Source organism: Woeseia oceani (assembly GCF_001677435.1).
Classification (GTDB): Bacteria; Pseudomonadota; Gammaproteobacteria; order Steroidobacterales; family Woeseiaceae; genus Woeseia; species Woeseia oceani.
This window is the reverse complement of sequence record NZ_CP016268.1, coordinates 2,060,784-2,087,770: the sequence shown is the minus strand read 5'-3', so window position 1 is coordinate 2,087,770 and position 26,987 is coordinate 2,060,784. Positions and strand designations below refer to the sequence as shown.

The 26,987-nt window shown below is 55.6% G+C and carries 27 protein-coding genes and 1 pseudogene; 9 read left to right on the top strand and 19 right to left on the bottom strand.

All coding sequences use genetic code 11. The features are described from left to right. Positions 1-198 precede the first annotated feature (198 nt). Positions 199-897: an endonuclease/exonuclease/phosphatase family protein gene (locus tag BA177_RS09330; RefSeq protein ID WP_068615650.1), complete on the top strand. Its 699-nt coding sequence runs from the start codon at positions 199-201 to the stop codon at positions 895-897. Between the two features lie 304 nt (positions 898-1,201). Here the strand turns inward: BA177_RS09330 and BA177_RS09325 are convergent, their stop codons facing one another. Next, a complete protein-coding gene (locus tag BA177_RS09325) occupies positions 1,202-3,073 on the bottom strand; it encodes an SLC13 family permease (RefSeq protein WP_068615648.1) in 1,872 nt (623 codons plus the stop codon). Between the two features lie 244 nt (positions 3,074-3,317). Here BA177_RS09325 and BA177_RS09320 point away from each other — a divergent pair, with 244 nt between their 5' ends. Further along, complete coding sequence (locus tag BA177_RS09320) at positions 3,318-4,205, top strand: alpha/beta hydrolase-fold protein (protein WP_068615646.1); 888 nt, start codon at positions 3,318-3,320, stop codon at positions 4,203-4,205. A gap of 124 nt (positions 4,206-4,329) precedes the next feature. On the opposite strand, the gene BA177_RS09315 is transcribed toward BA177_RS09320, so the two are convergent. From BA177_RS09315 to BA177_RS09285, 7 genes are all read right to left on the bottom strand, one after another. Then, positions 4,330-4,779, bottom strand: a complete 450-nt coding sequence (locus tag BA177_RS09315) for a hypothetical protein (RefSeq protein ID WP_197492969.1) — start codon at positions 4,777-4,779, stop codon at positions 4,330-4,332. Between the two features lie 116 nt (positions 4,780-4,895). Continuing rightward, positions 4,896-5,189 carry a hypothetical protein gene (locus tag BA177_RS09310; protein WP_068615642.1) on the bottom strand — a complete coding sequence of 98 codons (294 nt, stop codon included), beginning with the start codon at positions 5,187-5,189 and terminating at the stop codon, positions 4,896-4,898. A gap of 84 nt (positions 5,190-5,273) precedes the next feature. Then, positions 5,274-5,645: an META domain-containing protein gene (locus tag BA177_RS09305; protein WP_197492968.1), complete on the bottom strand. Its 372-nt coding sequence runs from the start codon at positions 5,643-5,645 to the stop codon at positions 5,274-5,276. 321 nt (positions 5,646-5,966) lie between these two features. After that, positions 5,967-6,452, bottom strand: a complete 486-nt coding sequence (locus tag BA177_RS09300) for a VOC family protein (protein WP_068619161.1) — start codon at positions 6,450-6,452, stop codon at positions 5,967-5,969. Between the two features lies 1 nt (position 6,453). Further along, complete coding sequence (locus BA177_RS09295) at positions 6,454-6,900, bottom strand: YciI family protein (protein ID WP_068615640.1); 447 nt, start codon at positions 6,898-6,900, stop codon at positions 6,454-6,456. Between the two features lie 302 nt (positions 6,901-7,202). Beyond that, complete coding sequence (map, locus tag BA177_RS09290) at positions 7,203-7,982, bottom strand: type I methionyl aminopeptidase (RefSeq protein WP_068615639.1); 780 nt, start codon at positions 7,980-7,982, stop codon at positions 7,203-7,205. Continuing rightward, positions 7,975-8,181 carry a ParD-like family protein gene (locus tag BA177_RS09285; protein ID WP_068619159.1) on the bottom strand — a complete coding sequence of 69 codons (207 nt, stop codon included), beginning with the start codon at positions 8,179-8,181 and terminating at the stop codon, positions 7,975-7,977. The genes map and BA177_RS09285 overlap by 8 nt, the downstream gene beginning before the upstream one ends. A gap of 306 nt (positions 8,182-8,487) precedes the next feature. Here BA177_RS09285 and BA177_RS09280 point away from each other — a divergent pair, with 306 nt between their 5' ends. Next, a complete protein-coding gene (locus tag BA177_RS09280; RefSeq protein WP_156762767.1) occupies positions 8,488-8,766 on the top strand; it encodes an abscisic acid-deficient protein Aba4 family protein in 279 nt (92 codons plus the stop codon). Between the two features lie 455 nt (positions 8,767-9,221). After that, on the top strand, positions 9,222-10,832 hold the full coding sequence (locus BA177_RS09275) for a cation:proton antiporter domain-containing protein (protein WP_068615637.1): 1,611 nt from the start codon (positions 9,222-9,224) through the stop codon (positions 10,830-10,832). A gap of 7 nt (positions 10,833-10,839) precedes the next feature. Here the strand turns inward: BA177_RS09275 and BA177_RS09270 are convergent, their stop codons facing one another. From BA177_RS09270 to BA177_RS09245, 6 genes and pseudogenes are all read right to left on the bottom strand, one after another. Further along, the gene (locus BA177_RS09270; protein ID WP_068615635.1) at positions 10,840-11,697 is read right to left on the bottom strand and encodes a peptidylprolyl isomerase; all 858 of its coding nucleotides are present in this window, start codon (positions 11,695-11,697) and stop codon (positions 10,840-10,842) included. A gap of 14 nt (positions 11,698-11,711) precedes the next feature. Beyond that, complete coding sequence (locus BA177_RS09265) at positions 11,712-13,202, bottom strand: amidohydrolase family protein (RefSeq protein WP_068615633.1); 1,491 nt, start codon at positions 13,200-13,202, stop codon at positions 11,712-11,714. Positions 13,203-13,364: 162 nt separating this feature from the next. Next, positions 13,365-14,717, bottom strand: a complete 1,353-nt coding sequence (locus BA177_RS09260; protein ID WP_156762766.1) for an MFS transporter — start codon at positions 14,715-14,717, stop codon at positions 13,365-13,367. A gap of 78 nt (positions 14,718-14,795) precedes the next feature. After that, positions 14,796-16,946, bottom strand: a complete 2,151-nt coding sequence (locus tag BA177_RS09255; RefSeq protein WP_068615629.1) for a TonB-dependent receptor — start codon at positions 16,944-16,946, stop codon at positions 14,796-14,798. A gap of 153 nt (positions 16,947-17,099) precedes the next feature. Next, a complete protein-coding gene (locus BA177_RS09250) occupies positions 17,100-17,705 on the bottom strand; it encodes a TetR/AcrR family transcriptional regulator (protein WP_068615628.1) in 606 nt (201 codons plus the stop codon). Positions 17,706-18,016: 311 nt separating this feature from the next. After that, a pseudogene (locus tag BA177_RS09245) lies at positions 18,017-18,345 on the bottom strand (nuclear transport factor 2 family protein); the annotation flags it as partial. A gap of 427 nt (positions 18,346-18,772) precedes the next feature. Between BA177_RS09245 and BA177_RS09240 the strand changes: the two are divergent. The 5 genes from BA177_RS09240 (at position 18,773) to BA177_RS09225 (ending at position 23,125) form a co-directional block, all read left to right on the top strand. Next, positions 18,773-19,456, top strand: a complete 684-nt coding sequence (locus BA177_RS09240) for a hypothetical protein (RefSeq protein WP_068615626.1) — start codon at positions 18,773-18,775, stop codon at positions 19,454-19,456. Positions 19,457-19,677: 221 nt separating this feature from the next. Next, positions 19,678-20,739, top strand: a complete 1,062-nt coding sequence (locus BA177_RS09235) for a 1-aminocyclopropane-1-carboxylate deaminase/D-cysteine desulfhydrase (RefSeq protein WP_068615625.1) — start codon at positions 19,678-19,680, stop codon at positions 20,737-20,739. A gap of 38 nt (positions 20,740-20,777) precedes the next feature. Continuing rightward, the gene (locus tag BA177_RS19180) at positions 20,778-20,864 is read left to right on the top strand and encodes a hypothetical protein (protein ID WP_197493425.1); all 87 of its coding nucleotides are present in this window, start codon (positions 20,778-20,780) and stop codon (positions 20,862-20,864) included. A gap of 180 nt (positions 20,865-21,044) precedes the next feature. After that, entirely contained in the window at positions 21,045-21,830 is a 786-nt protein-coding gene (locus BA177_RS09230) for a peptidylprolyl isomerase (RefSeq protein WP_068615623.1), read from the top strand. A gap of 356 nt (positions 21,831-22,186) precedes the next feature. After that, entirely contained in the window at positions 22,187-23,125 is a 939-nt protein-coding gene (locus BA177_RS09225; RefSeq protein ID WP_068619158.1) for a ParB/RepB/Spo0J family partition protein, read from the top strand. A 131-nt stretch (positions 23,126-23,256) separates the two neighbouring features. On the opposite strand, the gene BA177_RS09220 is transcribed toward BA177_RS09225, so the two are convergent. The 5 genes from BA177_RS09220 to BA177_RS09200 all read right to left on the bottom strand — a co-directional run bounded on the left by BA177_RS09220 (position 23,257) and on the right by BA177_RS09200 (position 26,946). Further along, positions 23,257-24,492 (bottom strand): RNA polymerase sigma factor, encoded by a 1,236-nt coding sequence (locus BA177_RS09220; protein ID WP_068619157.1) that lies wholly within the window; start codon positions 24,490-24,492, stop codon positions 23,257-23,259. Positions 24,493-24,514: 22 nt separating this feature from the next. Further along, complete coding sequence (locus BA177_RS09215; protein ID WP_068615621.1) at positions 24,515-24,880, bottom strand: DUF1428 domain-containing protein; 366 nt, start codon at positions 24,878-24,880, stop codon at positions 24,515-24,517. Between the two features lie 24 nt (positions 24,881-24,904). Next, positions 24,905-25,321 carry a YciI family protein gene (locus BA177_RS09210; RefSeq protein WP_068615620.1) on the bottom strand — a complete coding sequence of 139 codons (417 nt, stop codon included), beginning with the start codon at positions 25,319-25,321 and terminating at the stop codon, positions 24,905-24,907. Between the two features lie 68 nt (positions 25,322-25,389). Beyond that, the gene (locus BA177_RS09205; protein ID WP_068619156.1) at positions 25,390-25,746 is read right to left on the bottom strand and encodes a YciI family protein; all 357 of its coding nucleotides are present in this window, start codon (positions 25,744-25,746) and stop codon (positions 25,390-25,392) included. Between the two features lie 267 nt (positions 25,747-26,013). After that, positions 26,014-26,946: an NmrA/HSCARG family protein gene (locus BA177_RS09200; RefSeq protein WP_082990009.1), complete on the bottom strand. Its 933-nt coding sequence runs from the start codon at positions 26,944-26,946 to the stop codon at positions 26,014-26,016. Positions 26,947-26,987: the final 41 nt, after the last annotated feature.

The window sequence follows — 26,987 nt, the reverse complement described above, 5'->3', positions numbered from 1 at the left end:
ACATTATGTGTATATGAGGGGGGATGCGCGTTTGGAAACTAGAGATTTTTGTTGACAGGTTTCAAGTCAAAGGCCTATCCCGCGCGTAAGCTTAACGTCCCGCGCGATTACCTTCGTCGTTTCGTATGAAATAGCTCGGAATGTGGCAATCGACTAGCATTCGGTTATTGACCTATATCAATCGCGACGCACAAGATTATGCGGATCATCACCTGGAATGTTAGGCATGGCGGAGGCGATCGAGCGCGCAGCTTTGCCGAACAATTGGTGTCGCTTTCGCCCGATATCGCAATCATTACGGAATATCGAAACGGGCCAACTGGTGCGCATATTAAACATGTGATGGAGCGCGCTGGTCTATTTTATTTCTCCGACGTCTCAACACCGGCAAGATTGAATACGGTCTTGCTGTGCTCTCGGACACCATTCGAAGAAAGGCAGCTCGACTCACTTGGCGATGAGGCACATCGTTGTTCTTGGGTTCGCGTTGAAGGCATAAATATCCTCGGGTTCTATTTCCCGCAAAATAGAGAGAAAGCGAATGTTTTTGACGCTATATGCGGACTTGATTCTGGTGTGTTAGTTGAGCAGTCACTCCTAATTGGGGACTTCAATACTGGTCGCCATTTCGTCGATGAGCGTGAGAAAACTTTTCACTGCACCGAATACTTCGACAGGCTGGAGGGTTTGGGTTGGATCGATACCTGGCGCAGTAGAAATGAGACGGCGAGAGAGTTCTCATGGTTCAGCAACGTCGGAAACGGATTCCGGCTGGATCATGCGTTCGCCTCTCCCCGATTGAATATGAGAATAGAATCGGTTGGCTACAATCATGAAGTTCGGAAAGCGGGACTTTCCGACCATTCAGCTATGATTGTCGATGTTGGCAAAGGCTAGTGCTGACCTGAACTCTGTCGGTTTATTTAGCTAACCAGACTCGACTCTCGGCCATCGCCAAGCACACCAGACTATCGAGAACGTAATCAAACTTTTTACTACGGCGAGAAAAACGCAAAAGCTATACCACGCTGTCAATGAATTGATGGCTATCAACTGGCTGGCTGGACGGATATTTACTTCTATCGTTATACGCGGTCTGCAGTTCTACTGAAGACGCAGGACCGTCGAAATTACAACCCACTCAGTTCTAAAGTCACCATTGCTACTAAGCGGTTTTCTTTTTGCTACGCGCGAGAAGTTTTTATAGCGGCCAGACGATCAAAAGCAACGGCATGCTAACCGCGACCACCAGAACTTCTACCACCAAGCCCAACCTCCAGTAGTCGCCGAACCGGAACCCGCCGGGACCAAGGATCAAGGTGTTGTTCTGATGCCCTATGGGTGTGAGGAATGCACAGGAGGCGCCAATCGCCACCGCCATAAGAAAACTGTCCGGGTTCACACCAAGCGTTGCGGCAATGCCAAGCGCGATCGGGCACAGGATGGCCGCAGTGGCCGCGTTGTTCATAACGTCTGACAGGAACATGGTCGTAATCAACACCACTGCCAGGGCGATGATGGGATTGCCCTGTGCGACGCTCTCTACAAGAAACCGCGCCAGCTGATCAGCGGCTCCGGTTGTTTGCATTGCGCCTGCAACCGGTATCAGGGTTGCAAGCAACACGATTATCGGCCAGTCGATTGCGGTATAAATCTGCCGCAACGGTAACGTGCGAAAAAGCATTGAGGCCAGAACCCCGAGTGCAAAGCCTGCGGCGGCAGGCAGCAGTCCCAGCGCAACAATGCCTATCGCCCCTAGCATGATCGCCCCGGAGATCACGGCCATGCGCTTGTCGGGGATACGCAGGTCGCGTTCGCTCAGCGGCACACAGCCTGTTTCATTAATAAACTCAGCAATCGTCTCGGCCGGGCCCTGCGTCAGCAAGAGATCGCCTGACTTCAACTTCAGTTTACGCAGTCGGGCCTCGGGCGGGTGCCCTTCCCTTGATACGGCCAGCAGATTAAGCCCATAGCGAGTACGCAGCTGAAGGTCGCTGCCGGAACGGCCGACGATGGTCGAGCCCGGCAGCACGACCAGTTCCCGTAGCACGATCTCCTCGCCTCGCTCATCGCTCTCATCGGCTTCCTGAGTCTCGGCTTCTGATTTCCCGACGCTACTCCCGGGTATTTCCGGTGCGTCTGTGGGCGCGTTGTCTGCCGTCTGGTCCTGGCTTTCTGATAAGGCTTTCTCTTCCTCCAACTTGATGCCGAAGACCGACAGCGCCACCGCCAATGCATCAACATCGGCCTGCAACACCAGGACGTCTTTCGCGCGGACGTGCCGCCCGCCGTGCGGTGCGGTCATGCGGACCTCGTTGCGAACGAGACCGACGATCTGTACACCGCCGTCTTCAATCTCGGATTCGAAGGCTCGCAAGGTCATGCCGATAGCCTTGCTATCCTCCGGTACGCGCACCTCCGTCAGATAGGCGCCAGTGTCAAAGTCGTCACCAATGTCGGATTTGCGTGCCGGCACCAGACGCCAGCCGATGGTGACGACGAAGATGACGCCCACGGCCGCAACCGCCACACCCACCGGCGCGAAGTCGAACATAGCGAATTGCCCCAGCCCTGCTTGTTCCCTGAAGCCGGAAACGATCAAGTTGGGCGGCGTACCCACGAGCGTGGTCATGCCACCCAGAATGGTGCCGAAGGCAAGCGGCATCAGGATCTGCCCTGGCGTCAGGCCCAACCGGCCCGACAGCTGCACTGCGATCGGCATAAGTAGCGCCATTGCGCCGACATTGTTCATGAAGCCCGACAGCGCAGCACCCAGTCCGATCAGCGTCGCCATGGTCACCAGGCGTCCACCGTCGCGCGGCACGATGGTGCGCGCCAGCCAGTTCACGGCACCCGTATTTCGCAAGGCCTGGCTGAGCACCAACACACAGGCCACCGTGATTACTGCCGGGTGGCTGAAGCCCGAAAAAGCTGCCTCTGCCGGCACCAGTCCCACTATCACGCAGGTCAGCAATGCAGCCAGCGCCACTACGTCATGGCGTAACCGCCCCCACAGGAACAGCCCCATCATTGCAGCAAGTAGGGCGAAGATCAGAAGTTGGGGGTTGGTCATGGAATTAGCCTTCGGGCCGGGGTGGTCGTGAGAGGGTCAGAGAAATAGCCATCGATAGCTAACATTTACCCGGTTGCCTGGATTGGTCGTATTGCCGGCTTCTTTGATTCTCGCCGACAACTGTTACGTGGATTGGCATTGCATACTTCTAATTCCTGGAGCAATAAGTCTCTCATCTCTGGCGCCATCTACAAAGGATGGTGTCAAAGTATACTGACGCGATTGAAGCTTACAGAGACAAGCTATGTTGATAAAAAAAATGGGCGTGCCCGATCGGATAGCTTTGGTTTTGTTTGTGTTGTTGGCGTCGTTTGCTCAGGCCGACGAGCTGAGAACACTGCCGGTCGGCAGCAGCCAGTTCACGTTCAGTGACTGGGCCGGACCGGATTTGGAAGTGCGTGTGTACACTCCTGAAAAAGTTAAGGACTCAACGCCGATAGTGATCGTAATGCACGGCGCCAGCCGTACTGTCGACAACTACTTCACGCACTGGCAGTTGCAAGGTCAAACTCACGGGTTTGTAGTCGTTGTTCCGGAGTTCAATGCTGTCGATTTCTCCGGCTCCTGGCGATACAACCTTGGCCACGTTTTCGACCAAGACACCGGCCGGTTACGGCCGGAGAGTCAATGGACGTTTTCTGCCATAGAGCCGCTGTTTGACCAAATCACCGCCGCACTCGGCACAGACCAAGCAGCTTATACGCTCTACGGCCATTCGGCAGGCGCGCAGTTCGTGCATCGTTTCCTTTACTACAAGCCGGGTGCCCGGGTTGCACGGGCAATTGCTGCGAATGCCGGCTGGTACACATTGCCCGACTTTGATGTTGCCTACCCCTACGGACTGGACGGCGCGCATATTGAGGGCAGCGTCATTCGCGAAGCGCTTGGCAAAGACGTAATTCTGTTGCTTGGCGATGCGGATATTGATACCGAGCAAGCGAATCTTCGCAAGTCACCGGAAGCGCAGCAGCAAGGTCCGCATCGCTACGCCCGTGGCGCAACGATGTACGACGTCGCAAAGTCCACAGCCGAGCGCTTCGGCGTGAAATTCAACTGGCGGAAGGTTGATGTTCCCGGTGCGGCACACAGCAATGCGCAGATGACACCGGCGGCGGCCGGGCTGGTTGATTAAGGCAGCAGCGACAGGTCGGCAACGCTGCCGGGAATGGTCACTGGTCCTCTGCGTCTGTTTCCACCAAGAAGTGGTAAGTGTGGGCAACGCAAAAGCGACCCACCACAAGCGTTTCCTCTGTTCGCTATAAATTTTGCATGGCTTGTACAGCTTCCAGGTACTGCTGCTTGTCAAATTCAAGAACGCCAAATGCCGAGTAGTCCCAGTCCTCGTCTCTGTGCGGTTGTTCAAACTCTGACCAAACTACGGTATCGCCCTGCACGTTGATTTTGCAGAGCAACGGCCAACAACCCGCAATTCCGCAACTGCAACCGAGGAGCTGGGTTTTGTTTTCTTCATCGCCCCAATCGGCCTCCGCTTTGCCTAGGTAGTAATCTTCCAGAGACGCCATTACTTCGATGGCATGGTAGTCGCCGGCAAGTGCCGGATGTCCTTCCTTGGTGGCCATTGGCAACTCATATGCCCGCAGAATTTCTGCCAAAGGTTTGTCATCGATCAGGATATTCACTGTTGACGATTCACAGTTGGGATTGTATCTACGCCTGTCTTCAACGCTGAACGTGATTCTTTTCATGCTTTGCTCTAACGACTTCGGTCATGATATTTCTGTGCGGGGGTTCGCTGGTTTCTCACGCTGACGTTCAAACCCTTTCGCCGCTTAGTCCTCGAGTTGAATAATATCCACCCTATTCAATGCAACGTACGGCACGGCAACTCTGTTGCGTCTTGTATCGATACCGTTATCCGCTGGCTTGCCGGGTAATTCCACTGCCAGTCGATCCGAGCCCTCCTCCATAAAGTGAAGGCTGTTATCCATCCGGCTCGCAGTGATGATTTTTTTCCGACAACTTCGATACCGTCAAAATTGCCACCACCGACCAGCGTTCCGATTGTCGAGAAGCGCTGCTCGTCAATATCCCAGGCGACTGATTCGCTGGAGTCACCCCAGGGCGCGAGCAAGAGATTGCCGGTTGCAAGGTCCACGGTTATGCCATTCGAACTTACGGGAGTGGAAGAGGTCTTGCAGTGTCCAACGCGCATACAGTGGATATCACAACGTGCTGCTGCCTACGACGCAGGTTCCTCGTTTGTTCGAATCATCCGCATGCGTTCATCACCGGATTCGTCGTACAGACGCACGAAATCGCCATCCATTTTGTAACGGCGAGCATCCTGCAGTGCCTGCAGGAACCGCGTTTCCTGTTGCATGATCGCCGGGGCACAGGCCCGGCGCGTGCTACCGGCGCCATTGACCTCAAACGCAGTCTGTCCCAGGGTCAGAGTGCCGAAGTACTGGTTACAACCGGTGGAGCCGGCTATACGGCCCTCAGATGACATCTGCATGGTTATATGGGAGCTGTCGACGATGCCTCCCCTGTCGATATCCTCGACCTGCCAGACGACGTTGAATAGCGCTTGTGGTCCTATGGATTGATGCACGGTCTCAGAGTCCTGGATAAGGCCACCGGAACACCCCGCCACGAAGAGTACGAGTCCCGTGAGCAAAACGGCCGCCAACTGTTGAATAGTTCTGATTTCTCTGTTCATGGCAGCAACTATATCAAATCCATTCTGAGCCAATTCTTGTTAAGCCGGGACCTACAAAAGGACAATCGGACTGCACAGCGGCGCTATGCCGCCAAGAACCACCCGGAATGAACTGCGCAAGACTGATACTGAACACGACGAGCCTGAACAACGGCTTTCCAACCCGGCGCTATGTCGCCATTGAACTGCCAAGCAGCCCTATCATCATTCTACTTATCCGTCATAGGCTCGCTTCAGCGCTGCAATGTCGAGCTTCACCATCTGCATCATGGCCCCAATGGCGCGGTTCGCTTTCACCCTGTTCTTGTCCTGCATCATCTCCATGAGCACTGTCGGTACCACCTGCCAGTGCAAGCCGTACTTGTCCTTTAGCCAGCCACATTGGATCGCCTCGCCGCCGTCCGCGATCAGCGCATCCCAGTATCGGTCCACTTCGGCCTGGTCTTTACAGGCGATCGAGAGCGATACCGCCTCGTTAAAGGGCACGTTGGGTCCGCCGTTCAGTGCCTGAAACTGCTGCCCTGCGATGCTAAAGCTCACCAGAATGGTATCGCCGGCCTTCCCGCCCGGCCAGTCGCCGTCGCTCTTCATAACGTTGTCAATGTGCGAATTCGGAAAAGCGGCTAAGTAAAACTCCGCCGCGGATTCCGCTTGTCCGTCGTACCAAAGACAGGGCGATATGATCTGAGTGATTTCCATTTTATGGCTCCTCTGTTTTTTTGCCGTCATGATTTGTCACAGCAATTCGTTCTCGCAGTTTCACTTCCTTTTCGCGCAGCGCTGGAGTGAGTTCGTCGCCGAAGTCGTCTGTTTCCAGGACCCGCCGCAGTTCGACTTCTGCGCCACGTTCAAACGGGGCACGCTTTAGCCACTCAATCGCTGTCTCCATCGAGTCGCACTGCCACAACCAGTATCCGGCTATCAATTCCTTGGTTTCGAGAAACGGCCCGTCCGTTACACTCCAGTCGTTGCCGGCAAACCGCACCCGGACGCCTTTGGAAGACGGCTGCAAACCTTCGCCTGTTAGCAACACGCCGGCTTCCACCAGGGCTTCCTCGTACTTGATTATCTTTCGCAGGAGTTCCTCGCGCGGCATGACTCCCGCTTCCGAATCATCGCTGGCTTTGACAATCAGCATAAATCGCATTTTTTACTCCCGTGCTGTCGATTCGAAAATAGCAATGGCATAGCGGGCGTCAGGCTAGTTGCTAGCGCCGCCTCCACTACTGGTCGAATGCCACGCTCCGATTTCGACAGCTCCAGTTGCGAAATTCCAGATCGCAACCTAAAGAATAGCGGATGCCGCCACTGGAAGCGCCCGCCAGTCAGTTCTTGTCAACGAGATTTTTGCCGCCGAAACCGGGCTTTTGGTTGCTGGTGGCTGGTGTTCGGGATGCGCCGCGGAGCTTGAATAGCCAAAATCCTCGCAGGGCGAGTAGTGTCCGTTTCTCAAACAGGAATGGGCTCTTGGGGTCGTAGTGTAAGAACCTCAAACCCGTTGGACGTAACGGCGATAGTGTGTTCCCACTGTGCCGACAACTTCTTATCAGCGGTCACAACTGTCCAGCCGTCTTTCTTCAGCTTAACTTTGGCCTTGCCCTGATTGATCATCGGTTCGATTGTGAAGGTCATGCCTTCTTGCAGAATCCGGCCTTTGCCCTGCTGGCCGTAGTGCAATACGGACGGCTCTTCGTGCATCTCCCGGCCTATGCCGTGACCGCAGTATTCACGCACTACCGAGTAGCCGTTTTTCTCGACGTAGGACTGAATGGCATAGCCGATATCCCCTAGCGTCGCTCCCGGTCTTACGGCCCTGATACCGGCCCACATGGCCTCGTAGGTTTTGTCGACCAGTCGCTCGGCGAGCGGCGAGACTTTACCGATCAGGTACATCTTGCTGGAATCCGCAATGAAGCCGCCCTTCTCCAATGTGATATCCACGTTAACGATATCGCCGGACTTCAGCTTTTGTGTTGCGGAAGGAACCCCGTGGCACACCACGTTGTTGACTGAGGTGTTCAGTGAGTACTGGTAATCGTACTGGCCTTTGCTCGCCGGGCGCGCTTTCAGCTCGTCGACTATGTAACACTCCACGAGATCGTTGATGTTCATCGTGGTGATGCCGATGTCCATCTGCTTATCCAGGTAGTCGAAAACGGACGCGAGAAGCCGGCCTGATTCGCGCATCAGCTCTAACTCATGGGCGTTCTTGAGTATGGCTTCAGCCACTGGCGATCTTCCTTATATCAACGTTGGCGTGCTTCAGTTGTTCGTTCACCAGCTGTGAGTACGAGAGTTCCGGATTAGCCTCAGCCAGCATGCCCATCTTTATCCAGAACTCAGCCTGGGCGTTGATGGAACGCACCATTACCGAGCTTGCCTTACGAATTTCTTCGTGCAGTTCGTCACTTATCTTTACTATGCCCATCACGAGTCCGTAGTATATGCTTTGTATATAAAGCATATATTTCTGGATTTCTGATTTCAAGTTCCGATCGCCGCTAAAAGCGCCGTATAACGGTCGGCACCCTTTGCACCGGGCGGCATTGAATGGTTGCACCTGTCTGCTTAACGCCGATGCTTGCGCAGCGGCATAGTGAAAATCGCACATGCCCCTGAGGACCCTTTTTCTCTTGCCAGCACAACAGCTATGGTTGGCTGGATCATCCGTGTGTTCCTTCCTCGCCGCATCAAACCGCTGATCTTCGTACCGCCATACGTGATTCCGTTCTGATTGTCCCTGTTATACGCGGGCCCGGCGCTAACGAACTACTTCATTGTCGAGGGCGGCGACAACTCAGTCGCCAGCGTCCGTTCGCTTTTCCTCGATGACAACGTGTTGCTCGCCGGCTGGGTGCACTACCTGACGTTCGACCTGTTCATTGGGGCGTGGCTAGCCAAAAAAGCCAACGATACTGGTATGTCCCGATTCGTTCAGGCTCCTATCCTGATGGCTGCCTTCATGTTTGCAGCGATGGGCCTCGCGCTGTTCCTGTGCATACGACTCGGCTAGTCTGGCTGTGACGAACCGTATCCTGCGCAAAAATGCTCACTAAGCAGCCGCTCCGGCAATAACGGCCACTGCCTTTTGATCTTGACGACGATCGTGACACCCGTGCGTGGCTAAAGTAGCCACGTTCCCGGCTATCACGTATATACGGACTGGACGCCGCTGCAAATAATTAACGCTTTGCGCGGTTGCGTACACGGCTAGCTTGAACTCGCCCGGCGAAAAAACTGCAGCGACAACAATACCGTCATTCGTATCCGGTACCATTGACGTCTAACTCTTGCGCGTCATACCAAACCACGGTGCCTATTGATGGCGTGAATTGCACAACCGATAAGAACGGAGCGTAACCTCTCGTATGCAAGCAATAGCAATACAAGTAGCCCATTGGTCTGCAGTAGCCATCGCCATGAAGTCCATTGAGAACGTAGCTGTATTGCTGGACGAGAACTAGGCGCATGGATTTCTACTGGATTACTACGGCGCTGGGCGACATTGTTTGGCTCGCGCTCGCATTTGCACTGGGCTTGTTGTCGCGTGTCATCGGACTTCCACCATTGGTTGGTTATCTGGCAGCAGGCTTTCTTCTCAACGGCACTGGTGTCGTCAGTGGTGACGTGCTGCAACAGTTCGCGGACCTGGGTATAACGCTCTTACTGTTTACCGTCGGCCTGAAGCTGAATCTTCGTTCACTCGCCAAACCGCAGATATGGGCGGTGACGGGTTTGCACACGACGCTCGTCGTCGCCGTTTTCGGTTTGGCCGTCTATGCCCTGGCGCTTTTCGGTACGCCATTTTTCGCCGGCCTGGACTTTCCGCAATCAATCCTCGTTGCATTTGCACTGAGCTTTTCCAGCACGGTGTTTGTCGTCAAGGTGCTGGAAGAAAAAGGCGAAATGGCAACGCCACACGGCCGAATCGCCATCGGCATTCTGATCATGCAGGATCTTGCCGCTGTCGTGTTTCTTGCCGTTTCATCCGGCAAGTCGCCCTCGCAGTGGGCGCTGCTGTTGGTCCTGCTTGTGCTGCTACGACCATTGCTGCATCGACTGCTGCAACGCGTCGGCCATGGTGAACTGCTGGTCCTCTTCGGTTTCGTGCTGGCACTCGGTGGCGCGGAAATCTTCGAACTGGTTGGCTTGAAAGGTGATCTCGGGGCATTGCTGCTGGGCGTGCTCATCTCCAATCATTCCAAGGCCGAGGAAATGGCCAAGACCATGCTGGGCTTCAAGGACCTGTTCCTGCTCGGCTTCTTTCTCTCGATAGGATTGTCCGGCGAGCTGACCTACGAAACCTTCATTGTCGGCGCACTCATCGCACCGTTTGTGTTCGTGAAAGCCGGACTTTTCTTTGCGTTGCTGGCCTACTTCCGGTTGCGGGCCCGGACCGCGTTTCTCGCCTCGGCCAATCTCACCAACTTCAGTGAGTTCGGATTAATTGTCGCCATGATTGGCGTTACCAATGGTTGGCTGGACCGTGAATGGCTGGTAGTTCTTGCGGTTGCATTGTCATTGTCGTTCGCCATTGCCGCCACCCTGAATGCGATGGCGAACGACCTTTACGCAAGACACCGGCCGCTGTGGCAACGATTGCAACGCTCAGGGCGGTTGCCGGATGATCAACCGCATGACATCGACAATGCGACCATAGCGATTGTGGGCATGGGCGGAGTCGGTACCGGCGCCTACGACACCATGCGCGAGTCGTTTGGCGATCATGTGGTCGGCGTTGAGATTGATCCCATTACCGTCAAAAACCAGCGAGGAATGAACCGCAAGGTGTTACTCGGTGATCCCAGCGATGCCGATTTCTGGGACCGCGTTCAGGCTACGCATACGCTCGACCTCATCATGTTGGCGTTACCCAAATTGAGCACCAGCCTCGAAGTAATCGAGCAACTCAAGTTAACCTCGTTCAAAGGTCGTATAGCAGCCACTGCACGCTTTCCGGATGAAGTTGTCGCATTGCAGAAAGCCGGCGCATCGACTGTGTTCAATATTTACACCGAAGCCGGCGCCGGCTATGCGGCGCATGTCGCTGCAACAACGTCGCCACAACCGGCGGAATAGCCGTGACTCAGTTGGCCGATAGCAGACGACCTGCATTGGGAACCTGACAAACATCCAGCACCGGTGCGGGCGTGTGTTGAAAGAATTCATGTACTCGGTGGCGTCGCGATTCCAGCATCGCCGCAAAAGCCGCGCTGTCCGTGTCCATGACTTCGACCGCAGGACGCTCACTCGGCGCTATATCGGCGGCAATACGGACGGAGGTAATCGCGGTGCGCGTATCGGTCTCACTCAACATACCGCCCTCACTCGCCGCCCCGCGACGAATGCGCTGGACGATGTCCATGCCCAGCACGACCCGCCCAAAGATATTCATATTTCGGTCAAGATAACGGGGTGCCTGACCAATGACGATATAAAAATCAGTGCTGCTGGTATCCGCCTCGTTGAGTCTCGCCATCGCGAGCGTGCCGGGGCAATGCGTTAGCCAAGCCGTGCCCTCTCTCGGGTCGCGAGCGGCAGCAAAGCCATCACTAAAGCCGGTCTCAGCCGCGAACATATCCGGCTTCTGCACGCTGGTGAACGGCAATGAAGCCGTTAGCTTGCGCTCGAACTCTCCCTTGATGGTCGGTTCTGAATTGGCATTACCCATGTCACTGCCGTCGCCACCTTGCGCAACGAAGCCTTCGATTACCCTGTAGAAGCTCAGTCCATCGTAGAAGCCTTCACGAACCAGGCGTTTGAACTGGGTGACTGTTGCCGGAGCAAAGGTCGAGTTCAATTCCAGAAAAACCACGCCTGCGTCGAGCGTCATGACTACGAGACGCTCGGGATCAACGGCTCGCCACTCCGTCTCATCCTGAGCATGGACGTGCGTTGCCCAGAACGAACAGCTCAATAGCAGCAACAGGGTTTTCATTCGCATGGCAGGGTTCTCTGTCAGTAGGGCCAGGGCAGACTTGGGTCGTAGTCGAGCACTTTTACTGTTGGCAGCGCATCACGGTCCACGATCTCACCGCCTTTGATGACCATGTTGATTTGCCGGAAATTGCCGATGTCGTCCAGTGGGTTTGCATCGAGCACCAGTAAGTCGGCGATCTTGCCCTCTTCCACTGTTCCGAGTGTGTCGCCAAGCCCGTACGCTTCTGCGCCGTTGCGGGTTGCAGCTATGAGAATGTCCATCGGGCTCGCGCCAACGTCCTGCAAGCCGATCATGCGGTTGAAATGCATACGACCGAGTCGGCCCCATACGACCGGTCCGAGATCCGCGGTATCCGGTCCCTGATCGGTTGCAAGCGTGAATTTGACCCCGCCGTCCAGCCAGGCACGTACACCTTCCGCTTTTTCTTCGAAAGACGAGCCGTGCATGTTGAGTTGCCGGTTCACCATAATTTCGTTTAACGCGGGTTGGTCGGTATGCTCCCGGAAGTCCCACTCGGCGTAAATCCGTTCCTTTTCTTTTTCAGGAATGGACATAAGGCCAGCGTAAATACCCTTCTCCGCAATGGTTTCGATCAGTTGCAAAATCGATCCCTTTTGCGCCGCCGAAGCATAAGACCACGGTGTGCTCATGACATTCGGGTGTATGAGCAGGTCGGAATCCACCTCAACCGCCATGCGCAGACTCTCGACGGTGAACGTGTGGGTCGTAAATGGAATACTGGCCTTGCGCGCTTCCTCGCGCATTGCGATCAACGCTTCTTTGGAAAACATCAACGGTTCGACCGGACCGATACCATGGCCGCTGACGCCGACCTTGATGAAGTCAACGCCCTTTGCAATGTAGTTACGTGTAGCGACCGCAATTTCTTCCGGCGTCATCGCCAGCAAGGCCGGGCCCACGTCGTCTTCCCACAAGGCATCAATGCGTTGCCGAACTGTCGGGGTTACCCAGCCACCGTAGCGCAGGGAGAGACCGGATACGGGCCAGCCGCCCATGAAGTACTGACTGAACGGGCCACCGGTGCCGATGATATTGCCGGCGATCAACAAACGACTACCCACAAACTCGCCGTTGTTGATTCGGTCGCGTGCCTCAAGCAGCGGTTTCAATGGGCCCCAGGTATCCGGCATGGTCGTCAGGCCGTACTTCAGGCCGACCTGCGCCGACTGAATGGCGATGTCGGTAAGCCGGTCCTCGTACTTGATGAAGAACTCCGGCACGGTCATCAGAATCAGGTGAATGTTGGAGTCAATCAGCCCTGGAGTAACCCATTTGCCGGATGCATCAACGACCCGGTAACCCGCCGGCACTTTTCCGTTGCTGCGGATCGCCTGAATTTTGCCATCAGCCAGTAGCACCATTGCATCTTTTATGGGTGCCGCTCCGGTCGCGCTGATGACCGTTGCCCCGGTCAAGGCAATCTTCTCTGCTGCTGCCGCGTGGTTAACACCCACGGCCAATAACAACAGGTAAATTATGACTCGCATCTAACTCTCCTGAAATCGAACATATTGCATGACTGATTCCCCACCGGTAGCGGGTGGGATAAATCAGTAGGTGCTGATTGTGTGGTTAAGGTTCCGGCTCGCGCTCATGCCTTGTGAGCGCTACCCTTGTTCGTCTTGCGTCTGCCTGCGGGTTGCATTTGTTCAGCCATCTGGCATTGCCAGCGCGTGGCTGGCCCGCGTCCGCAGGCGTTTGCGAATGATGTTGTGCCGGCGCCTGTTAATCGGGAAATACAGCGCGAGCACTGTCGCCAGCAAATTCAGCAGGATGGGCAATCCCAGAAAGGCGATGAAGAATCCGGCCAGTGCCCAGCCTTCATTGCTGCCGTTCGCGTCAAAACCGAACAGCGACACCAGCAACAACGCTGCTCCGGCCCCGGCACCGAGGCCAATTTTCTGTAGCAGCGTTACCAGTGCGTAATAGTTACCGGCATTGTTTGCGCCGGTTTTCAGCGTGTCGTAGTCGACGATGTCCGCCATCATTGCGTAGTAAGCGACGGTGGTGCCGGTTGTAAACAACGCGGAGATGCTGAATACCGCGAGCAGCGCTGGAAAGGCGCCAGGTCCTGGTTGTATCAGGGCCATCGCGACCAGGGTCAGCACGATGCATAAATTACAGAAACTAAGGACCCGGTGGGTATCGAAACGCGCCCCCGCCCAACCCCAGAATGACGCGCTCAGGAAACCCATAGCCGCAACAGCAAGACCGATATGGCCAAACTTGTCCGGAATCGTCAGATAATTGCTGATGTAAAAAAAGTAGAGACCGGCCACCATGCCACTTGCCAGCCAGCTGGACAGCATGATGAGTGCGTAGAAGCGCAATGGCTTGTTACCAGCGAGGGTCGATAGCGCGGCTGTGACACTCGCCTGCGGCCGAGCACTGACCGTGCCCGCGGGCACCTTCAGAACGGCAGCGGCTACCGCAAGAATGATCAAGGCGATGACCAAATACGACATTGCTGCGGTGACATCCGGGGTGATCTCGGTGGTTGCAAATATCGGCAGAAACGGTCCGGACCAGAATAAAAGGTAGCCGAGGTAGATGGCGGCGGTGCGAAACCCGGAGAGGTGTGAGCGTTCATCATAGTCAACCGTCAGCTCGCTGAGCCATGCCGCATGCGGCACTTCCACCATCGTCCAGCCAATGTAGACGACAACCGAAGCCAGCAGAAAATACAGCCCGCCGGTATCGGCCCCAGGGCGGAACCAGAACCACACACCAATGATGCACAGGAGTCCGCCGGCAATCATCCATGGCTTTCGCCGCCCTATGGCCGTTGCCGTGCGATCGGAAAAGAAGCCGATGATCGGGTCCGTAACGCCATCGAGAACCCGGCTGAACACCAGGATGAGGCCTATCGTCGCGAGGTCGATGCCGCTGACCGTTGCGTACAGGCCGGGCAAAATCGACAGCGCGGGTGTGTGCAACATCCAGATTGGCACCATCGGTGCCGCATAGGCCGCAATTGTCCATGCCCCGAGTTTTCGACTCACGATTCAGAACCACGTTCTTCGCTACACCGGCTCCTTTATACCAAGTTCGTTGCAAGCTACCTACAGTGACCCGGTCGCCTAGCGGCCACCGAACAGGTAGGTACCCTCAATACCGATCGTTCTCGGCCGGAGCGTATTGGCACGCACAGCGACATCACCGCCGGGCAAACCGGCTCGTCCGCCGGAAAATACATTCAGCAACGGGGCTTTGTTCGTCAGGTTGTCGACGTACAGCTTCAGTTGGAAGTTTTCCCAGTTTGCGCCGGTAGACATGTTCACGATGTTTTGTGAAGGCACTTCCACATTGCCGTCATTACCGTCGAAGCCGAAGGTGGAGGTTGAGTCCTTGTGCCAGAAATTTGCACGAACGTAGCCGTCTACCTGGTTGCTATAGGCAAACTGGTAGCCGACATCAAGTGAGTACGTGTTTCTCGGGGTGCGACGCAGACTGTCCCCTTTATTGATGTTGACGCGCGTGCCCGGGAACAATTGCGCATCGTCCTGGAACTCGTTATCCGTGTTGCCCCAGCTCAATGCGGCGTAAACGCCCGGCGCAAGGAAATCCTGCGTGACAATTTCCAGTTCGACACCCTGCGCTTCCAGATCCGGCGCGTTAGTCGTGAAGAAGCCTTGGCCGAATGCGCCCGCCGTGTCGCTCTGTACTACGGCCTGCACTTCCTGCCAGTCGAGGAAATAAACAGACGCATTCAACAGGACACGCCCGTCTGCAAGCCGTGACTTGAAGCCTGCTTCGTAGCTGACCAGCGTATCCGGTGCGAACTCGTAGAACTCTTCCGAGATGCCGAACAATGCTTCGCCGACAAAGGTATTGAAGCCGCCGTAGCGGAAGCCTTCGGAGCGCAACGCGTAGGCCATGACATCGTCGTTCAAACGGTATTCCAGTGAAATTTTGTAAAAGACGTCATCGTCTTCCGCGATACCGTTGGTGACGAAGCCGAAGTCGCTGCCGCCGATCAGGAATACCTCGCGGTTGTCCACTTCCCAGTTGAACAGGCGGCCACCGACGAGCACGGTCAGGTCGTCTGTCAGGTCGTAACTGACTTCGCCGAAGAACGCTTTATCGGTCAAGATCTGCAGGCCACCGGAACGCGTGCCTTCGACGGGAGCGGGATCGTCAAAGCCGGTCAGCGAGTAGTCAATCGCCTGGTTGAAGTCTTCGTATTCGTCGTAGTAGAGGCCAACCAGCCATTGCAGGCGACTGTCACCCGTTGATGCGAGTCGCAATTCGTGAGTCGTGGAGTGCTCGTCGATAACGGTATCGAACCGCTGCAAAGTGCCCGACGAATCGAGATAGTCGGTATAGCCGCCATCGTTGGTGAAGTGCGAACCGGTGTAGTTGAGCGTGCCCCAGCTGAGGTCGTAGTCGACAATCAGGTTGAAGAGATCGTATTCCTGACGGCTCGGGCCGGCATCCGACGGCTGATTCACCTGCAGTCCGTCGAGACCGAGTTCGAAATAGGTCGGCGCATCGGCATTCAAATCATTGCCGTGATAAATCGTGGTGACGGTGAGTGCATCGGTCGGCGCGAACAACGCTGATAAGCGCCATGCAGACTCCTTGACATCATTAATGGCACTGCCCGACGTACGCACGTTGTCGATATAACCCGTTTCGTCGATAAACTGCCCCGCTACACGAATCGCAAACTTGTCTTCAACCAGCGGCATGTTAATGACGCCACTGTAACGCTGGCTCAATCCGCCGTCGTTGTCGGTGGTGTACAGGTCGCCCTGCACGCTGCCGTTGTAGCTGTCGAGTTCCGGTCGGTTGGACCGGTAATAAATAAGCCCACCGATGGATTGTGAACCCCACAACGTGCCTTGCGGGCCACGCAATACACCGACTTCGCCGATATCAAAAAACCGGTAGGAGTTGCCGAAATGCGGCGCGCCGTCCAGGTACTGTGCAACCACACCGACGGTATTGTCAGCGACCGTCGAGAGTCCACGTATGGATGCGACTTCATTGCCACGCCCTGGCCCGCCGTCATTGATGAAATTCGTACCCGGAACCTGCACGATGAAATCGTCGAAATCGAGCACGTCGAGACGTTCGAGCTTATCAGCATCGAAGGCGGTAATGCTGCTGGAGAGGTCCTGCACGCTCTTCGCCGCGCGCTTGTCGGCGGTGACCACTATTTCTTCAATCTGCACGGGCGCGCCAGTGTCCTGCGCAGTGGCGGCCAGCGGCACGAACAGCGTTGTCATGAGGGCAGCCGCGCCGAGCTGCAAACGTCTATTTCGGTTTAAAAACATCGTGTTACCCCTAAGAGTTGCATCGTACCAGGGGTGATGTTTCACCCGGACTACTGGTTGCGCCTGCAAACATACCGTCCGATCGTATTGTTTGTAAAGCGAAACTCAGTGCGCCCTGTCCAAATAGCCCTGAATCATAGCCACACAGGCATCAAACCGTCGTGCGACGTTCCCCTGATCGCGATCGCTGGCAAGTCCACGCATCAGGTAGCAGGCGATGCCAATCATGTCGCGCGGGTTCTCCAGCACCGCGAACTCCGGCAGCAATTGTTCGTACTCGCAGCTCATTTGCTCATGTTGCTGGGCCGACAACTGCTCCTGGAGACTCGCAATCTCCTGGTTGGTGCGCATGGCGACTTCGATTTCACGAGCAGTGTCGTACCACGTGGCGAAATCGTCTTTCAGTACCCGTAACCGATCTTCCAACGACAATTGGTCGGTATTCGCGCCCAGCAACTTGGCTTTGAAACGGTCGAGGCGCTGGCAGTAGAAGTGGTGAATGGCGTGCGCAATAAGTTCATTTTTCGCCGGGTAGTGATGCAACAATGCGCCGCGCGATACACGCGCTTCCTTGATTACGGAACTGATCGAGGTTCCCGCGAAGCCGAGACGACCAAGGCAACGCACCGTTGCTTCAAGCAATGCGGTCTGCGTAGTCGTCCGGCGTTCTTCTTGCGATCTACGGCGTATCGGCTGGGACGCTGTATCCATATTCGTAAGCCTTGGGGTTGCGACTTTAGCTCCAGCGCAAACAGTACGACCTACTGTTTTGCATGGCAAGTAAGCCTGCCCGTTGCCCCCGTTTTCCGCGCCCGGTAACGATTTTTCTGCCAGCGGTGCCCGTTACTTGCGGTAGTCGGTGAAAACTCAACGTCTATGAAAACGAACGTCTGAATGCTTGCTGTGATTATTGTTCAACTGACCGCAACCTGTTGGTTACGGTATTCGTGCCCATCATCGAGCCATTGTCCTTTGCGAATACCGGGTTTTTGCAGCGTTTCGCAGCCCTGCCACCCAGGGCAAAACATCGAAATGTCGTTACCTGAGGTATCGGGGATGACCTGCAGAACGTCCCAGTGTTCTACGATTTTTTCATTATCGTCGAATCAAAAAAATCGATACCCGCGTAGTCACTGTTACCTGGCCAGAAATGGTGACAATGCAATACAACCAGATTGCCCTCAGCAATGACCAGTTTGAGCAGCACTTTCTTGCCTGGGTATTCGCCAGCCATCCGTTCGAAGAAGTTCGTAAAAGGTGCCTGGCCGTCAGCGATGCCAGGGTTGTGTTGAATGTATTCGTCACCGACGAATTGCTCAACAGCATCGCGCGGTCTGCATTGATTGAACATCAGGTCGCAAAGCGCACGAGCGGTTTTTTAGTCGTTTGTGTTTTAGTTTCATCACTCTGCTCCCGGATCAGAAACGGTTCATCGCGAACGGTTTAAAGTGTTGATCTTGCGTTCATGATGCTGACCAGAAACCGGAATCTCCATACGGCGTGCAGATGCACCGCAGTCCCCCCCCCGGATTTGAGCGCACACGTAGAGCAAGGCCATTGCTACCTTTAACGAAGCGACCGGACATGCATGTTGTCGTCGGGCGGCAAACTTGACCAGACAGCCCTGTCCTTCCAATAGCGCTGGCAAAGGTGCGACATATGGTTGCGATGCGCCAGAACAGAGCCAAATATGCCGTCACGAAAAATTGCTGACGGACTATAATTAACAGGCACGAATAACTAAAAGAATTAAACGGCTCGCTGGGGACTCACGAACAATGAAGTTCATGACAGAGCGACACAAAAAGTTGATGCGTACGTCAGAAACAGCGCTGCACGATGCAGTGGCTGCGCCGGCGGAAGACGTTGCGCGAGTGGCGAAAACGGTGATTGCCGACAGTCGTACGTACCGCAACTGGGAAACGCGTCACGCTGAATTACTGGTACCTGCTGCACGTTCAGCGGATGACCGACGGCTTTTGGCTGAAATGCGAGCCGCGCAATTGCGTTTGGTGCCGCGCAGCGCGTTGTTTAATTATCTACGAGAGAATCAGGTAGTCGGGGACAAGCGGGTCAGAATTTTTCGGCTTTTCCATGGCACGCTCGATTTCAATGACAGCGTTCTGCTGGAACACCGAAATTTTCTGCTGGCTGAATCGAGCCAGATATCCGCGGCCCATATACTGCTGATGATGCACGACAATCCAGGCAATGCATTGGTCGATCAGTACGAACAGGCCTACGCCAGGTATTTCGCGTTGAAATGCGAGCGCATGATCACCCGCTCCAGAACCTGTGCGGAAATGATCCGGCCGCTGCTAAGTGCTGCACATCAACAGATGGACAGAATTCGCATGCGAATCGATAACGAAGCCCCGCAAACCAACGGCTTTACCTTTGATACCGTCGAAGCCCTTGAACACAGTGGACGCTATCGAGCGCTGGATTACCTGAATCGTTAGCAATGTAATTCGTCGCTAGCCAAGTCGCCAGTCGCACAGCGGTTACCCTGTCTACAGACTTGATTCGGACGGTTTCGTCACATTGGTCGATCAAGAATGCCAGATGCATTACTTGTCGATATCGGGCAAGCTGTTGGTCGCGACGACGGCTATTCAGACAGCCTCTAACATTCAATCAAAAACGTCGCAGTTTTCTTTCAGACAACTGCGGAGCTTTCAACATGATTGATGTGCACAAAATCGTTGATATTCAGCGGCGCCTTGAAACATTTCCCCGTGCCGCACTGGCACTGTTACCTACGCCCGTGCAACGGCTCAGCAACTTCGGTGCGTTATTGGGTGGTCCCGAGCTTTGGATGAAACGGGATGACCTGTCAGGACTCGAAGGTGGTGGCAACAAGACGCGGAAACTGGAGTACCTGGTCGGCGATGCACTTAGTCAGGGCGCGGATATGCTGGTGACGGTGGGAGCTATTCAATCCAACCATACTCGCCAGACTGCGGCCGCCGCGGCAAAGGCGGGACTCAAGTGCGCCCTCTTGCATTGCGCCTGGACCCGCGATGCGGGCCCGAACTACCGGTCCGTTGGTAATGTCTTGCTCAGTCACCTGATGGGTGCCGAACTCTTCGTTGATGAAACCGAACGTCCGATCGAAGACCAAGGGCCGTTAGACGAATTTGTGCGTCGCCTGAAGAAAGAAGGTCATAAGCCGTATTTGATACCCGGTGGCGGCTCTGGGCACCCACTCGGTTGTATGGGTTACATCGGCTGCGCGGCAGAGTTGGCAATGCAATCGGCGGAACTCGGGGTCGAATTCGATTACCTGGTCCATTGCACGGGTTCCAGCAGTACTCAGGCGGGATTATTGGCCGGTTTCGCGGCGCTGGGGATGCGTACCCGGATTATAGGTGTGTCGGACGACCATGAAACAGCTATCAAGAAAGCACGGGTCCTTGAATTAGCGAACGCCGCATTAATGACACTCGAGCTTGACGTTCGCGTTTCACGAAACGATGTTGATGTTATATCAATCAATGCCAACGCCTACGGTATTCCGGATGAGAAGATCATCAACGGCATACGGCTGTTGGCCAGCAAGGAAGGCTTGATTGCGGATCCGGTGTATGAAGGCCGGGCAATTCAGGGACTCTTGAATCTGGCGGATGAAGGCCGGCTGCCCAAATCGGGTCAGATACTACTGATGCATCTGGGTGGTTCCCCCGCCATCCACGCCTATGCTGGCCAATTCGAGGCGGTTCAGTTACGACCTTTCAGCCTGTAACGGGTCAGCCGGAACCCAGGTCCGGCGGCTGCGATCCGATGCGAGTGGCACCGAATTCGGCCGCCGATGTCCTGCGACTGACGTCCATCTATCACAACCTTGTACGGCGCTGGGCTGAAATCTGATCCAGGCCGGTCGTTTCCAAAACACGTCTGTACAGTCACTCTTACGCGAAAATTGTCCACTTCTGTCGCAAGCTGCCGACAGTGTGCGCCAATTGTTGCCATTAGATTGAACTATCCCCGGGCAAAACGGTTTGTGTAGAATCACGCACCATTTTTGCCCCTGCTCCCCGGAGAAATTGCATGCTTTCCTCAATACAAGTGCGCTCATTCATTGCCATCGGCGCCCTTTGCTTCTCGGCTCTTCTACCCTCAACCTCTCGCGCAACCATCGTCGAGTTCGAAACGGTTTTGGGCAACTTCGAAGTAAATCTGTACGACAACGCGACGCCGCAAACGGTCGCCAATTTTCTCGACTACGTGCAGAACGGTCGCTACACGGATTCCATTTTTCATCGTTCCGTAGCGAATTTCGTTATTCAGGGCGGTGGCTTCAACACCAATGCGCGAGCTGATATTGGGGTCATAACCACCGGTGCCGCGGTTGTTAACGAGCCGGTCTATTCCAACGTACGCGGTACGATTGCAATGGCCAAAGTTGCAGGCAACCCGAACAGCGCTACGAGCCAGTGGTTCTTCAACGTGGACGACAACTCGGACGACCTCGATGGCCAGAACGGTGGCTTTACCGTTTTCGGTGAAGTGATCGGTAACGGAATGGATATCGTCGATGCGCTGGCTGCACTGCCGGTGTACAACATCGGTTCTCCATTGACTGAATTGCCGCTACGCAACTACACAGCACAAGACGCCGCTAACAACGTACCTATCGACAACACTCACCTCGTTATCATTTCGTCGATAACGGTAACAGACACAACCGTCGACAGCGCGGCGGGTCTCAACCCCACCCCGAATACCGCAAATGATAACGGCGGCAGTCTTGGCGGCGGCGGTGGCGGTAGCACGGGTGTACTCCTGTTGCTCGGCTTATTCGCCGTCCGGGTGTCACGTCACCTGCGTCGGTAGCGGCATGTGCACGGCGTGACGTAACCGGTAGTCGTCGCGTCGTTCTGCTTGACCCAATCAGCCCTGAATTGCGCGGCGAACTACGTCGCGTACTTCCCTATCTTGCGCAAGTCGCCAGCGCAGCTTCGGTTGGGATTCGTCGGCCAAACGAATACGCATCCGTGAATGCCGACCGACAATTCCCGGTACGACACGGACTTGCGGCAAAGATCGAACGAAATAGCGGTACATTTGCGCTAAGGCTGAATCACATTTTTTCGTCCGGCTTGTTCGACATCGTTTTTCCGGCGTATGATTATTTCCCGCCGCGCCAGTGGCGGACTTCGAATTCAGCCTCGCCAGGAGATTCCGCACCGATGAGTGCCCCGAAAAAAAGACTCGGTCGTGGACTGGAAGCATTGCTTGGAAACAAAGCAAGTGAGGAAGAGCCAGCCGGCAGTGATGCTAGCAGCACACTCGTAACGCAAGACATGCTGGTGACCACGTTGCAACCGGGTCAGTACCAGCCGCGCCAGTCACTGTCCGATGACAGTCTTTCGGAACTGGCCAATTCCATTCGTGAGCAAGGCGTATTGCAGCCGTTGATAGTGCGACCTATCGAAGCGGCCAATGGCATCACGCACGAAATCGTGGCCGGCGAAAGGCGTTGGCGCGCATCGCAGATTGTCGGCCTGGAATCTGTGCCGGTGGTCGTTCGGGAGCTGGATGATCAATCGGCATTAGCGGTCGCCTTGATTGAAAATCTGCAGCGCGAAGACCTCAATGCCATCGAACAAGCGCAGTCTCTGATGCGTCTGGCTAAGGAATTTCAACTTACACATCAACAAGTTGCAGATGCGGTGGGACGCTCGCGCTCTTCGGTCAGCAATCTGCTGCGCCTGCTCGATCTGGACGACGCGGTCAAAGACATGCTGGCGAACGGCCGGCTGGACATGGGCCACGCGCGGGCCTTGTTGCCATTGCGCGGTGAACACCAGGTGAAGATCGCGCAAAAAGCTTCGGCCTCCGGCTGGTCGGTCAGGCAGGTAGAAAAGTCGGTGCGCAGCCGCTTGACCGAAGATGCCGCACGCAAACCAGCAGCTCCGATCGACATGCAAACGCGGTGGTTGCAGGAACAGCTCGGCAAAGAGCTGGGCCAGAAAGTAACGATTCGGCCTCGTACTGACGGCACTTACAAACTCGATATTGCCTTCGCCAGTCTGGATCAATTGCAGTTTGCACTTGGCCAGGTACAGGGCCTGATTGGTCAGTTACAGGCGGCCGCCGGTCCGCGTGTACGTACCGCGGCAAAGTAAGCAGGATTCGCTCAGCTTCTACACAGGTTAGCGCTACTTGTTACGCACCAACTTGCACTACCGCAACTCTCTTGTGTCACGACGGCTGTCAGTCGAGACAGCAGCGCCACTTAACACGTCCTCTTGCGTCATCAGCCACCAAGCGTTGCAATTCGCTGACTGAGGAAACGTCGTTCCGGCTGTGATTGGGTTAACGCAAGTGCCGTCTTGAACGATGCGATTGCATCTGCGCGCCGCTCCAGTTGTCGGCACAGTTCACCACGCGCTGAATGTGCAAGGTGATAGTCCGTCAGGTCGCCTGTCGCCAGCAAGCTGTCAATCAGCGCAAGGCCTGCAGCAGGACCGTCACGCATGGCAATGGCGGCTGCGCGGTTAAGCGCCACCACGGGTGACGGCATGGCACGCAGCAACACATCGTACAAACCTATGATTTGCGTCCAGTCGGTATCGGCAGGCGTTGCGGCTTCGGCATGGACCGCAGCAATCGCGGCCTGCAGGGTATACGGACCGATGCGTCGCGATGAAATGGCCCGTTCGACCAGTGCGATCCCTTGCGCTATTTGTTCCTGATTCCAATTGCTCCTGTCCTGATCCATAAGCAGCACAATGTCGCCATCCAGCGTACTACGCGCATCTCGCCGGGAATCCTGCAACAGCATCAGGGCCAGCAGACCAGCGACTTCGGATTCCGGCAGCAACGCAAACAAGGTCTGACCCAGCCGAATCGCTTCCGTGGAGAGATCGCGCCGGGTGACTGATTCACCGGAGGATGGCGAGTAGCCTTCGTTAAAAACGAGATATACCACCCGCAGTACGTTGTCGAGACGTTCCGGGAGCTGCGCAGCAACCGGCAGCTCATAGGGTATTCGAGCTGACTTGATCTTGTTCTTTGCCCGGACGATACGCTGAGCAATCGTGGCGGCAGAGGTCAGGAATGCTTTGGCAATTTCTTCAGTGGTGAGATTGCACACTTCGCGCAGTGTCAGAGCGACTTGCGCATCCGCGCCGATTGCCGGGTGACAACAGGTAAAAATGAGTCTGAGATGATCATCGTGCACGACACGCTCATCAAAATCCGGTTGCTCCTGCGTTTCAAGATGAATCGCGAGTTCTCGCACATTGCTGTCGAAGCGGGCTCGTTTGCGGATGCGGTCGATGGTCTTGAAGCGGCCCGCCGATACCAGCCATGCACGAGGGTTGTCCGGTACGCCATCCCGCGGCCATTGCTCCACTGCGGCTGCAAAGGCATCGTGCAGCCCTTCTTCGGCCAGCTCGAAGTCACCCAACAAACGAATCAGGGTCGCCAGCACACGGCGGGATTCCTCGCGGTACAGCCTGGCAACCTGTTGCTGAATATCGTCAGTCACGCTCGTCGGGGCTCGGGAGTGATCAGGTTCCAAGTGTCACGATCGTACGGAACCCACCCCAGATCAATCGCTTGCCATCGAACGGAAAGTCCTCGGGTTTCATATGTGCCAGCCGTGGATCCGCCATGGCTTTCTTGTTGACCTCGTCGCGGTGCTCCCGCGAGCGATAACTTATCCAGGAAAAAATGACGGTTTCGTCGTCTTCCAGTAATACGCTCTGCGGAAACGAGGTCACCTTTCCCGCTTGGACGTCATCGGCAACGCATTCCGTGTAATCCAGTGCACCGTGCTCCATCCAGACCCTGCCGGACAGTGCAGCCATTTCCAGGTATTTGTCCAGGTTTGCTTTGGGTACCGGTATCAGGAACCCGTCTATGTACTTTTCCATGTCAGCTCCAGTTCGTTACGACCGTTAGTGATTGGCTGAATCCTGCATTTCTTTGAAACCCGCGGCCGCTTCCTGCACGTCTTCAGGAAAGTCCTCGAATTCCTGAATCTGGCGAACCTCGATGATCTCGTTGTCACCTCCAGGGCAGCGGCTTGCCCAGGCAATGGCATCCTGCAAGGAATCCACGTTGATGATCCAGTAGCCGCCAAGTACTTCGTTGGTTTCGGCGAAAGGGCCGGCGGTTACACTGGCCTTGCCGTTCTCAAAACTTACACGCGCGCCCATCGACGGCGGGTGCAGTCCGTCCAGCGCAACGAGAACGCCGGCGTCTTGCAAGTCATTGTTGAACTTCATCATGGCCGCCACGGCATCGGCCTCCGGCAGCGTGCCGGGCGCCGCTGTTTCGTAGCCTTGCGGAATCATCAGCAACATGAATCTCATCGATGGTTTCCTTTTCTTGGGAAGAGACTGATCAATCTGGGCAAATTACAGCCCCTGAGAGCGTCGTGTTACAGGCCGTCGGCGTTCCGCACACGACCTGCAAGGTTACGGATCGGCCTGATCTCGATACTGCCTATTCGCGCTGGCGGAATTCGGCCGGCAAGCTGTATGGCTTCGTTCAAGTCCTGGGCCTCGATGAGATAGAAGCCCGTCAGCTGTTCCTTGGTTTCGGCAAACGGGCCATCCGTGACCGACAGACTGCCGGCCCGAACCCGTACCGTGGTCGCCGTCTGCACTGATTCCAGCGCTTCGGCAAACTGGCAATGACCGCTGTCATTGACGGACTCAAAATACGCGAGGCACTCCTCGTCCGGGCAGCTGGCCAAGGCCGATTCTTCGGCGTACACCAAGCATAAGTACTTCATACAGGTCTCCGTTTGCGTGAATGTCTGCATACTGGTCGTCGCGCCGAGCCGCAAATCGACAGCAAGAAAGCCATTTCTGGAAATTTTCTTCCGCTGGATTATCTGGCCGCTGTCAGGCGCCGATCTGAGCAGCCGCAAACCGCCTTATGCAACGTATGCCTGTGCGGCACAGCGGTAGCAACTCCACGCTCGGCTTGGCCCGGCCGAGCCCTGCTCAACAGCCTTGGTTGTGAACAGCGGCCAGTACCAGCGTATTGTTTTTGATGGTTACTCCAGTGTTTCCAGGTAGTCGCGAACCCGCACAAGATCCGGATAACGACTGCGCAACGCTTCAATGTTAACGGCGTAGCCTTGGGTCGCAAACCAGCGATACATCGTTGCGATATCCTCGGACACATTGGCGTTGTATTCCGCCCATTCCGGTTGCACGTGCCGCACGGGGTGCCCGAGTGACTCGGACATCACCTGCACCAGCTCATCTATGGACATTTCGTCGCCTGCGAGTTCCTCCGTTCTGCCCAACCATTCATCCGGATTGTCGAATGCCTCACCCACGAAAAAGCCGATGTCGCTCGCGGCGATCCACTGATGCATGTCCGATCCGTCCCGGGGATTAATGTAGTCGCCAGCGCGTAACGCGTCGCGGCTGTAGCGCTGCCAGTTGTCCATGAATTCGACCGGGCGCAAGACCGTATAGGCCAGGTCCGATTCAGCCAGCATTTCTTCAATGGCGTATTTGCTGTCGAAGTGCGCAATGCCTGTATTTTCATCGGCCGAAGCAACGGAAGAAAACACGAAGTGAGCGATACCACTGTCTTCGGCGGCGTAAATCAGTGCCCTGCCGTGGTCGATCTCACGTGGCGCGCCGTGTTCGGCAGAGTCGGTCACGGCAAATACACCGTGTGCACCTTGCATGGCCGCGCGCAACGAATCGCCATCATCATAGTTGCCCTGAACGACCTGCGCACCGGCTGCGCGCAAGGCCGCGGCCGCCGGCTGTTCCGTATTGCGGGTCAGTGCACGGACACGATAACCGCGTTTGAGCAGTTCGCGCGCGACAGCGCCACCTTGCGTGCCGGTAGCGCCGGTAACGACCACTATGGGGGACGAACGGGTACTGCCAGTGGGCTCTTCGGGTTGGCTGCACGCCGTTAACGCGATGGAAACAACAAAGCCGACCAAGAACCCTATACGCCACATAGATTTGCTCTTTTGTTATTCTGTTCTGCAGTATACCCGGC

What these genes read in the sequence shown, in the direction of transcription:
- BA177_RS09330 (WP_068615650.1), top strand. Translation starts at nt 199, where the DNA reads ATGCGGATCATCACCTGGAATGTTAGGCATGGCGGAGGCGATCGAGCG.
- BA177_RS09325 (WP_068615648.1), bottom strand. Translation starts at nt 3,073, where the DNA reads ATGACCAACCCCCAACTTCTGATCTTCGCCCTACTTGCTGCAATGATG.
- BA177_RS09320 (WP_068615646.1), top strand. Translation starts at nt 3,318, where the DNA reads ATGTTGATAAAAAAAATGGGCGTGCCCGATCGGATAGCTTTGGTTTTG.
- BA177_RS09315 (WP_197492969.1), bottom strand. Translation starts at nt 4,779, where the DNA reads ATGAAAAGAATCACGTTCAGCGTTGAAGACAGGCGTAGATACAATCCC.
- BA177_RS09300 (WP_068619161.1), bottom strand. Translation starts at nt 6,452, where the DNA reads ATGGAAATCACTCAGATCATATCGCCCTGTCTTTGGTACGACGGACAA.
- BA177_RS09295 (WP_068615640.1), bottom strand. Translation starts at nt 6,900, where the DNA reads ATGCGATTTATGCTGATTGTCAAAGCCAGCGATGATTCGGAAGCGGGA.
- BA177_RS09285 (WP_068619159.1), bottom strand. Translation starts at nt 8,181, where the DNA reads ATGGGCATAGTAAAGATAAGTGACGAACTGCACGAAGAAATTCGTAAG.
- BA177_RS09275 (WP_068615637.1), top strand. Translation starts at nt 9,222, where the DNA reads ATGGATTTCTACTGGATTACTACGGCGCTGGGCGACATTGTTTGGCTC.
- BA177_RS09270 (WP_068615635.1), bottom strand. Translation starts at nt 11,697, where the DNA reads ATGCGAATGAAAACCCTGTTGCTGCTATTGAGCTGTTCGTTCTGGGCA.
- BA177_RS09265 (WP_068615633.1), bottom strand. Translation starts at nt 13,202, where the DNA reads ATGCGAGTCATAATTTACCTGTTGTTATTGGCCGTGGGTGTTAACCAC.
- BA177_RS09255 (WP_068615629.1), bottom strand. Translation starts at nt 16,946, where the DNA reads ATGACAACGCTGTTCGTGCCGCTGGCCGCCACTGCGCAGGACACTGGC.
- BA177_RS09250 (WP_068615628.1), bottom strand. Translation starts at nt 17,705, where the DNA reads ATGGATACAGCGTCCCAGCCGATACGCCGTAGATCGCAAGAAGAACGC.
- BA177_RS09240 (WP_068615626.1), top strand. Translation starts at nt 18,773, where the DNA reads ATGAAGTTCATGACAGAGCGACACAAAAAGTTGATGCGTACGTCAGAA.
- BA177_RS09235 (WP_068615625.1), top strand. Translation starts at nt 19,678, where the DNA reads ATGATTGATGTGCACAAAATCGTTGATATTCAGCGGCGCCTTGAAACA.
- BA177_RS19180 (WP_197493425.1), top strand. Translation starts at nt 20,778, where the DNA reads ATGCGAGTGGCACCGAATTCGGCCGCCGATGTCCTGCGACTGACGTCC.
- BA177_RS09230 (WP_068615623.1), top strand. Translation starts at nt 21,045, where the DNA reads ATGCTTTCCTCAATACAAGTGCGCTCATTCATTGCCATCGGCGCCCTT.
- BA177_RS09225 (WP_068619158.1), top strand. Translation starts at nt 22,187, where the DNA reads ATGAGTGCCCCGAAAAAAAGACTCGGTCGTGGACTGGAAGCATTGCTT.
- BA177_RS09215 (WP_068615621.1), bottom strand. Translation starts at nt 24,880, where the DNA reads ATGGAAAAGTACATAGACGGGTTCCTGATACCGGTACCCAAAGCAAAC.
- BA177_RS09210 (WP_068615620.1), bottom strand. Translation starts at nt 25,321, where the DNA reads ATGAGATTCATGTTGCTGATGATTCCGCAAGGCTACGAAACAGCGGCG.
- BA177_RS09205 (WP_068619156.1), bottom strand. Translation starts at nt 25,746, where the DNA reads ATGAAGTACTTATGCTTGGTGTACGCCGAAGAATCGGCCTTGGCCAGC.
- BA177_RS09200 (WP_082990009.1), bottom strand. Translation starts at nt 26,946, where the DNA reads ATGTGGCGTATAGGGTTCTTGGTCGGCTTTGTTGTTTCCATCGCGTTA.